This window comes from Haloferax sp. s1 (assembly GCF_058382125.1).
Genome location: NZ_JBZRPK010000584.1, coordinates 1 through 8,301 on the forward strand (window position 1 = coordinate 1; position 8,301 = coordinate 8,301).

8 protein-coding genes are annotated in these 8,301 nt (G+C 61.9%); 1 reads left to right on the forward strand and 7 read right to left on the reverse strand.

All coding sequences use genetic code 11. The features are described from left to right. Nucleotides 1-301: 301 nt before the first annotated feature. A complete protein-coding gene (locus QT222_RS11315; RefSeq protein ID WP_004058961.1) occupies nucleotides 302-934 on the forward strand; it encodes an IMPACT family protein in 633 nt (210 codons plus the stop codon). Between the two features lie 18 nt (nucleotides 935-952). Here the strand turns inward: QT222_RS11315 and QT222_RS11320 are convergent, their stop codons facing one another. The 7 genes from QT222_RS11320 to QT222_RS11350 form a co-directional block, all read right to left on the reverse strand. Beyond that, nucleotides 953-3,790: a TRAP transporter permease gene (locus tag QT222_RS11320; RefSeq protein ID WP_004058963.1), complete on the reverse strand. Its 2,838-nt coding sequence runs from the start codon at nucleotides 3,788-3,790 to the stop codon at nucleotides 953-955. A gap of 6 nt (nucleotides 3,791-3,796) precedes the next feature. Further along, nucleotides 3,797-4,282: a DUF1850 domain-containing protein gene (locus tag QT222_RS11325; RefSeq protein ID WP_004058965.1), complete on the reverse strand. Its 486-nt coding sequence runs from the start codon at nucleotides 4,280-4,282 to the stop codon at nucleotides 3,797-3,799. Between the two features lie 45 nt (nucleotides 4,283-4,327). Further along, the gene (locus QT222_RS11330; protein WP_004058967.1) at nucleotides 4,328-5,338 is read right to left on the reverse strand and encodes a TAXI family TRAP transporter solute-binding subunit; all 1,011 of its coding nucleotides are present in this window, start codon (nucleotides 5,336-5,338) and stop codon (nucleotides 4,328-4,330) included. Between the two features lie 581 nt (nucleotides 5,339-5,919). Continuing rightward, nucleotides 5,920-6,120 (reverse strand): DUF7569 family protein, encoded by a 201-nt coding sequence (locus tag QT222_RS11335; RefSeq protein ID WP_491477237.1) that lies wholly within the window; start codon nucleotides 6,118-6,120, stop codon nucleotides 5,920-5,922. Nucleotides 6,121-6,287: 167 nt separating this feature from the next. Further along, a complete protein-coding gene (gene upp, locus QT222_RS11340) occupies nucleotides 6,288-6,968 on the reverse strand; it encodes a uracil phosphoribosyltransferase (RefSeq protein ID WP_004058971.1) in 681 nt (226 codons plus the stop codon). A gap of 112 nt (nucleotides 6,969-7,080) precedes the next feature. Then, nucleotides 7,081-7,281 carry a DUF8107 family protein gene (locus QT222_RS11345; RefSeq protein ID WP_491477238.1) on the reverse strand — a complete coding sequence of 67 codons (201 nt, stop codon included), beginning with the start codon at nucleotides 7,279-7,281 and terminating at the stop codon, nucleotides 7,081-7,083. Next, a partial coding sequence (locus QT222_RS11350) for a CobW family GTP-binding protein (protein ID WP_491477239.1) occupies nucleotides 7,278-8,301 on the reverse strand: 1,024 nt, incomplete at its 5' end. The genes QT222_RS11350 and QT222_RS11345, both read right to left, overlap by 4 nt.

The following is an 8,301-nucleotide window of genomic DNA, read 5'->3' on the forward strand; positions in this document are numbered from 1 at the left end:
GTATATTTCTGTCAGGGTGGCAATAAGACTCTTGTAGTTGCTCGTGCTATACAATGGCATGGAACGTCCCCGTAGTTGCATGTGTTGTGGTGCACAGATTTCGGAAACACGCCACCTCTGCGGCGTCTGCATTCAGAACGGGGGTACGTCGTACGCGAATATCTGTGGGCAGTAACGCGGCTTTTCGGAGGTCTGCTTTCTAACCCGCACCTACTCGAAGCCAGCCGGCCGACCCGAGTCGACGCTTTGCGGTCCGCGCCGGTGGGAATGCTTTTGCATGCCGCGACGCCAACTCGCAGTCATGACCGACGCCTATCGAACCGTCGCGGGACGGGCCGAGGCCCGATTCGAGGTCAACGGCTCGGAGTTCATCGGGTACATCTCGCCCGCCGAGACGGTCGACGAGGCGGAAGCGTTCGTCGACGAAATCGAAGAGCGACATCCGGACGCGACACACAACGTCCCCGCGTATCGCGTCCCGGCAGGCGGGGCCTCGTCTACCGTTCCCGGCGGCGGGAACGTCATGCTCCGCGAGTACCAGAGTGACGACGGCGAACCGACCGGGTCGTCGGGCAAGCCTGCGCTGAACGTCCTCGTCCAGCAGGACGTTCGCAACGTCGCCGTCGTCGTGACACGCTACTACGGCGGCACCAACCTCGGCGTTGGCGGCCTCGCTCGGGCGTACTCGCGCGCCGTCAAGGAAGCCCTCGACGCAGCGGGCATCGTCGAAGAAATTCCGCACGAGCGCTTCACCGCGACGGTCGACTACGACGACTCCGGCGACGTTCGCGGCATCCTCGAATCGACGGGTGTCGAGTTCGACGCCGACTACGACCAGCGCGTCTCCTTTTCGGTTCGCGTTCCCGTCGACGATGCCGACGGCCTCCGCGATAGACTCCGAAGTGCGACGAGCGGCCGTGTCGAACTCGAATAAAAGAGACTGTGTCCGACGTTAGTCGGTCGGTTCGGGAGACCCAGATGGAGCCTCGCGTTTACCCTGTTCTGCTTCGCGGCGGTTCTTCAGTGCGAGTGCACCGAAGAGCAGGCCACCCGCCGCGCGCATCGCCAAGTCGACAGTGACCGTCGCGGGGACGTTGCCGACGAGACCGAGCGCGCCGCCGAGGTCGAACACGGCGTTCAACAGCAGCATCGGTGCCATGAGCAAGAACGCGGAGGCGGCGAACAGTCCGCGTTCCATGCGCGTCACGCGACTGTAGAGGTAGCCGATGACAGTTGCACCGAGCGCGATGACGCCGATAAAGACGCCAGCGACGGGGATGATGACTTCCGGAAGGAAGTAGCCGATATCGGCGATGTCCGCACCCGTGACGACCGCGGCCTCCTCACCGCGTCCGCGGAGGAGGAGAATACCGGGCGTCAGTGCGAATGCAAAGGGGACGACGGCCTTGTTGAGCGACAGCGAGAACGCCTTCGTCCCCGTCCGGAACGGATTAGACCGGGCAATTCCGGATGCGGCGTAGGCCGCCACTGCCACCGGTGGTGTGATGTCTGCAATCACCCCGAAGTAGAGGATGAACAGGTGGGCTGCGATAAGCGGGATATCGGACGCCTGCGCGATGGCCGGCCCCAGAAGCGAGACGAGGATGATGTACGTCACCGTCGTCGGCATCCCCATCCCGAGGATGATAGAGGCGATTGCCGTAAAGAGCAGGAGCAGGACGATAGACCCGCCAGCGACGGCCTTGATGAGTGCCGTCAAGTTCGGTCCGAGACCCGTCGCGCTGACGACGCCGGGGATGATGCCCGCAGCGGCGACAGCGATGACGACTTCGGTCGAGGTGCGCGCACCGGAGTCCATCGACTTTCCGATGAACGTCACGTAGCGGAACGCACTTGTATCGGCCAGCGAGGGCCGAGAGAGCATCCCGGAGACGTTTTCGGTCGCCTCGTCGACTGCCTCGTCGAGTTCGAGTAACGGTGAGTCGAGACCCGGACGGACGAGCATGATGACGAGGCTGACGAAGATGGTAATGATACCGAGGTCACCAGCGGCCGCGAAGGCCGCATCGGTGATTCCGAGGGCTTCGCCGCTTCCACCCATCACCGCATCGATGACGCCGACGCCGGTTGTGAGGTAGGCTGCGACTTGCGCGACGAAGATTGTCACGATGCTCCCTAACAGCGGAACCCGATTCCGCTCGTTGTACGCCGCAACCACTGACAGGAGTGCCATGATGGCGATAAGCGTGAACCACGCCGACCGGGCGACCGTCAGTCGTTCGACGAGCAGGTAGTACAGCAACAGCACCAGTGGGATGAGGTAGAACCATCCGCGAGTGAGGTGCGACCGCAGGTTGACGACCTCGGAGCGGTCGAGACCACCGATGTTGGCCCGCGTCGCTTCGAGGTGGACCATCACCCACACGCCGAAGAAGAACACGACGGCGGGGATGGACGCCGCGATGATGATATCCGAGAACGGGACGCCGATGAACTCAATCATCAGGAACGCCGCCGCGCCCATGACCGGCGGGAGAATCTGCCCACCGGAGGACGCCGACGCCTCGACGGCACCTGCGAACTCGGAGCGGTATCCCGACCGCTTCATCAGTGGAATCGTGAACGCGCCGGTCGTCACGGTGTTCGCAATCGAGGAGCCAGAGATAGTCCCCATGAACCCGGACGCGAGGATGGACGCCTTCGCCGGGCCACCCTTTCGGGTCCCTGTCGCGGCGTAGGCGAGGTCGATGAACCACTGGCCGGCACCGGACATCTCCAAGAACGCGCCGAAGAGGATGAAGATGTAGATGAACTGCACCGAGACGGTGACCGGAATTCCGAACACACCGTTTTCGGTGTTGTACCAGAGGTTCTGGACGATGTTCGCCCACGTCCCTTCCGGAATCGAGAGGACGCCGATGAGGGGCATGTCCGGCGAGATGAGGAAGCCCCAGCGTGCGTAGACGATGAACGACGCAACGATGAGGGCCAGATAGAACCCGAGCGACCGGCGGGTCGCTTCGAGCACCAAGAGGACGCCGACCGCGCCGAGGAAGAACGGGTAGGACACGTCGGCCAGTGGAATACCGACCGCGCTGATTGCTTCGGCAACGATACCGAGCGGGCCGAAGTACTCCGCGACGGTCCGGCCCGCTTCGAGACCGAACACGCGGAGTTGCTGTATCTCCTTCCACTCCATCACCATGTAGGCCGCCGTCGCTGCGGCGATGATGATAAAGAACACGTCCAGCGGCGTTACGCGCTCGCGTTCGGGGTCGACCGCGAGCCACCGAACGAACCGGCGAAGACCCGAGGCGACACGCGTCACTGGGTGGCCCTCACCCAGACGCGATGCGAGCGTGGGGACGATGCGGCCGAGACGGGTTGCAAACGTCCCATGTCCGGTAGTTGGCGGAAAGAGAATGAACGCCAAGATGAGCGCGAAGGCGACGTGGACCGCGTTTACTTGCAGGAGTTGCAGCGCCCCCAGCGACACCTCACCGACGAACGGAAGCGTCGCGGAGAAGTCGAAGCCGCGCGCCGCCAGCCACGACTGGAACACGGAAAAGGAGATGGCGATGAGGGACGTGATGATGGCTGCCCACCCGGACAGCGTCCGCTTTCGGTCGATGCCTTCCAACATCTCCTGTGCCTCTTCTTCGGATATCTCTTCGTCTGTACCTGCGTCCTCGCGGTCTCCTGGCGACGCACCACCGTCTGTTCGAATCGGTGCCGCGGTGTCGTCGTGTCCTCCCTCGCGGGCGGACCGTGGGACAGCAGTCTGGTCGTCGGGGTCGTCACTTTGACCCTCGTCGTGTGTTCTGTTCATCGTTGGTCAGTGGAGGGCGGCGTCGAGCATGGATTGCTGTGTGACGTGGAGGCGGACTGACTGCGCGTCAGAGAGCGCTACGAGGTCGTAGGTGTTCTCTCCCACGTGGAGTTTGTGACCGGCGATGCGGCCGGGCTTGACGTAGAACTCCTCGTAGCTCCCTTCGGGGTCGAAGACGAACGACCCGTTTTCTGTCGTCACGTTCGCTCTCGCGGGGAGCCCAGCGCCGTACGATTTAAATTCCATCCTCGTCATGACGAGCTTCCCGTCCTGTACCGCGTAGGCGTCGAGCACGCGCGTCTTCTCGACGCTGTGGGTGTACTCGAGTGCGACTGTCGTGTTTTCTTGGACCGGAATCTGCTTCAGGTGCTCGCCGGTCTCAGCGTCTTCGACGACGAGGGCCTGTCCGGCCGGAACGGCAGCGCTTCCACCCACTGCAAGGGCGAGTATCGCGACTGCGACGAGGATGCGTGTGTGAATCGAATCGAGCATCGAAAGGGTGGTTGTAGGTTGCTGTTCAGAGAGAGGGCTTCGGAGTTAGCCGAAGTAGGCCTTTGCGCCGGGGTGTAGCTCGATGGACATGCCGTCCTGAGCGCTTTCCTTCGAGATGAAGTCCGTCTTGATGGTGAGCTGGTCGACGTTTGCGAAGATGGCCTCGGTGACTGCTTCGACCGTCGCCTCGGACTGTTCGGCGTTGGTCGCAATCATCGCCTGCACGGAGACGGTCGGGGCGGGGTTCTCCAGCCCGTAGGTGCCCGACGGAACCTCGTCGTCGGCGTAGAACGGTGCGGCGTCCTTGACGGACTGTCGTGCGTCACCCTCAATGGGCACGATGCGCACGTCTTCGGTCGCAGCGAGTTCTTCGATGGCACCGACCGGCCAACCGCCGACGACGAACGCGGCGTCGATGTCGCCGTTCTTCAGCTGGTCGGAGGCCTGCGAGAAGCCGGTGTTTTGCTGCTCGTAGTCGCTGATTCCGAGTGCTTCGAGAATCTGGACGGCGTTGACCTGCGTCCCGGAACCGAGGTCGCCGGTGTTGATGGTCTTACCTTCGAGGTCGGCGGGCTTCTCGACGCCCGTGTCTGCGAGCGTGACGATGTGGATGGTCTCCGGGTACAGGGTTGCGACGCCGCGGAGGTTCTCGACGGGGCTTCCCTGGAACGCCTCGATGCCCTCGCCGTTACGGGCGAAGTACGCAACGTCGTTCTGAATCAGTGCGAAGTCGGCGTCGCCGCGGGCGAGACTGCCGACGTTCTCGACGGAGGCACCGGTCGACTGGACCTGAATCGTGAAGTCCGTCTGTCCCTCGATAACGGACTTGAACTCGTTCGAGAGGGGGAAGTACGTCCCACCGGTCCCGCCAGCGTGCCACGAGAGGCGGGTCTCACCGTTGCCACCGTCAGTCGTGGTGGTCGTTCCCTCGCCTTCTCCCGCTTCCGTCGTCGTCTCTTCGCCTTCACCGTCCCCACCGGTACAACCAGCGAGGCCAGCGAGACCAACGGCACCTGTTGCAGCGATAAACTGTCGACGGTCGAGATTTCGAGTCATGCACTATCATTTCTATTAATGCATATATATGGTTGTTCATGTCAACATCCATCATGTGTAGATTTCCACATTATGAGTGGTAAATTATTATAAAATATCTCGTTCAACACTCTGTGAATGGACAACATCTATCTATAACATGAAATAATTTTAATATTTCAATATAATACCATTTACTAATCCAATGTCTCAAAGTATGGCAATACTACTCGCCGATCTGAGACACGAAAACGATGTTCGACCCGAAATGGAGGGGTTCGATTCGTTTGGGAGTTATCCTATCGAACGCTGTGTAACCAACTCTCACAATAGAATACGGGGGTGCAGTTCGGGACGTTCAACTCGAACGAAATCACGCCGGTGTCTGGTGCTTTTCGACCCGAAAAGAAGGGGTTGAACTTCGACACGCAGACGACAGCAACTGGAGACACAGTACGTCGCGACTCACAACGGTGTGGTCTGTCGCGTTCCCGAAAATACCGACCATCGTGGTGTTCGCCTGATAACGACTGTTGCAGTCTCTTATCGGTGTCACCGGCACCGGGACGGCGGTCACCGGTAAATAGTTACAGCAGTCCGTATCAGTCGACGATTATCTCGGAGTCGGACGACTCTTTCGACGCCTTCGGCGACATCTTCTCTTTGTACCGGGTTATCCAGTCAGCGAAGCACGTCGGACAGAGTCGCTGGCCGTCGACCGTCGAGTCGTCGACTTGCAGGCGGACCGCTCGGGCGAGTGCGTCTTCGACCGCCCGACCGCACCCGTCACACGAGTCACTCATCGGTGGGTCCCTCCAGTGGCACGAGTATCGTTCATCGTTCGCAGGTGCGCGGGTGGTAACTTAGTCGTTACCCGGAAGTCGGTTTTAGTCGTTACCCGGAAATCGATTCGCGCCGAGTCAGGTCGAATCGGTCGAATCGAATAGCGCTGATTCGAGTCGAAGCAGGCTTACGTCGTGCGGAACGCGCGGTCACCGGCGTCGCCGAGACCGGGGACGATGTAGCCGTCGTCGTCGAGATAGTCGTCGATAGAGACAGTCAGCAGGTCGACTTCGGGGAACTCGTCGTCGACGCGGAGGAGTCCGTCAGGAGCCGAGACGGCCGAGAGGACGAACAGCTTTTCGGGGTCGACACCCGCGTTTTCGAGGATGTGGTCGAGCACGGCGCACATCGTCGACCCGGTGGCGAGCATCGGGTCGGCCACGATGACGGTGTCCTTTTCGGTGATTTCGGGAAGCTTCACGTAGTCGATGGTGATGGGGAAGCCGCCCTCGTCGTCCATTCCGGCTTCCTCGTCGCGTCCGGCGGAGATGACGCCCTGCTTCGCGCGGGGGAACGCCTTGAGCAACCCTTCGACGAATGGGGTCGCGGCGCGGAGGACGTTGATAATGACCACGTCGTCGAGGCCTTTGACGTGTTCGCCGGTCGTCTCGGCGAGCGGCGTCTGGATGCTGACGTACTCGGTTTCCATCGCACCGTCGATAATCTCGTAGCCACAGATGCGGCCGAGTTTGACGAGGCCTTTACGGAAGGCAACCTGCGTCGTCTCCACGTCCCGGAGGCGCGAGAGCGTGTCCTTCGCCAGCGCGTGCGTGATAAGATACGCGTCGTCTCGGTCTTCGATGGGCATCTTACCGAATAGGCGGACTCCCGAAGGACATAAATGCGGCTATCGGCCGCCAGCGGTCGCCTGCGGGTAGTTCACGAATAGAATGGTCATTACTGCCCTCTGCCGTACCGCCTCACTTCGTTACGAGGTACGTGAGAGCCGTCAGCACCAGTGCCGCCGACACGACGTTGACGACTGAGAACGCTGCAAGGTCGGCGTAGGAGAGTCCGTAGACGACGACCGTGGCGAAGATGGTCGAGAGTACGAGGTTCATGACGAACAGGGCTCGCGGGTCGCCTTCGCCCCACTCTATTTTGCCTGCATCCTCGCTCATCGTTCGACCTCCGGTTCCGCGAGTGCAACTTCCGCTCCGACTTCAGTCGGGTACTGGCCATCTGTTACCGGCGCGCCCGGTTCGAGCAGGTGCTCGTCGAGCGTCTCCACGAGCGCCGTCTCGTCGATGTCGTGGCCGATGAACACGAGTTCGGTCCGCTTGTCACCGTACTCCTCGTGCCAGTCGAGTTCGGGATGATTGCGGCGGTAGGTGTCGTGTTCGAACTCCGGGAGCGTCGCAATCCACGGGCCGCCGGCGGTGACGTACGCCGACGGACCGGCCTGGCTGTAGGTGTAGTGTACGTCTTCGGCCCCGCCAATCCACAGCGACCCTTTCGCGCGGACGACTGATTCGGGCAGCGAACCGAGAACGTCGGCCGCGCCGTCGGGGTCGAGCGGTGCCCGTCGTCGGTAGACGAACGAGGTGACGCCGTAGGTCGTCTCGGCGTGGGAGGTGTCAGTGTGGGTGTGGGCGTGGTCTTCCGTGTTGTGGCCGTTCGCTGTTTCGCCAAGTACAGCCCGCCACCCGACGGGCGCATCCGGGTCGTGGAGGTCCGAGAGCAGTCGGCCCACATCGACCTCGCCGTACGTCGTCTCCACCACGTCGACGCCGGGACGGAGTACTTCGACCACTTCGCCGACCTCCGCGATTTCCGCGTCGGTGACGAGGTCGCGCTTGTTGAGGACGACGAGGTCGGCGCTTTCGACCTGTTCGACGAGAAGGGCAGAGAGCGGTCGAGTTGTCCCGTCGCTCTCTTCGGCGACGGTCCGTTCCGGGTCGCCGCCGACGAAGGTGTCCGCAAAGAGGCGCGCATCGACGACGGTCACGAGACCGGCTACGTCGTACCGGGCGGCCGCCCGCGAGGTGACGAACAACCGAGCGACCGGCCCGGGTTCTGAGACGCCGGAGGCCTCGACGACGAGGTGGTCGAACGTCCGCTCTCGCGCAAGCCTGACGACGGCGGTTTCGAGGTCGTCCTGTAACTCACAGCAGATACACCCGTTCGACAGTTCCGTCACG

Bases quoted from the DNA above. Each gene is read 5' to 3' on its own strand.
- QT222_RS11315 (WP_004058961.1), top strand. From the start codon at position 302: ATGACCGACGCCTATCGAACCGTCGCGGGACGGGCCGAGGCCCGATTC.
- QT222_RS11320 (WP_004058963.1), bottom strand. From the start codon at position 3,790: ATGAACAGAACACACGACGAGGGTCAAAGTGACGACCCCGACGACCAG.
- QT222_RS11325 (WP_004058965.1), bottom strand. From the start codon at position 4,282: ATGCTCGATTCGATTCACACACGCATCCTCGTCGCAGTCGCGATACTC.
- QT222_RS11330 (WP_004058967.1), bottom strand. From the start codon at position 5,338: ATGACTCGAAATCTCGACCGTCGACAGTTTATCGCTGCAACAGGTGCC.
- QT222_RS11335 (WP_491477237.1), bottom strand. From the start codon at position 6,120: ATGAGTGACTCGTGTGACGGGTGCGGTCGGGCGGTCGAAGACGCACTC.
- upp (WP_004058971.1), bottom strand. From the start codon at position 6,968: ATGCCCATCGAAGACCGAGACGACGCGTATCTTATCACGCACGCGCTG.
- QT222_RS11345 (WP_491477238.1), bottom strand. From the start codon at position 7,281: ATGAGCGAGGATGCAGGCAAAATAGAGTGGGGCGAAGGCGACCCGCGA.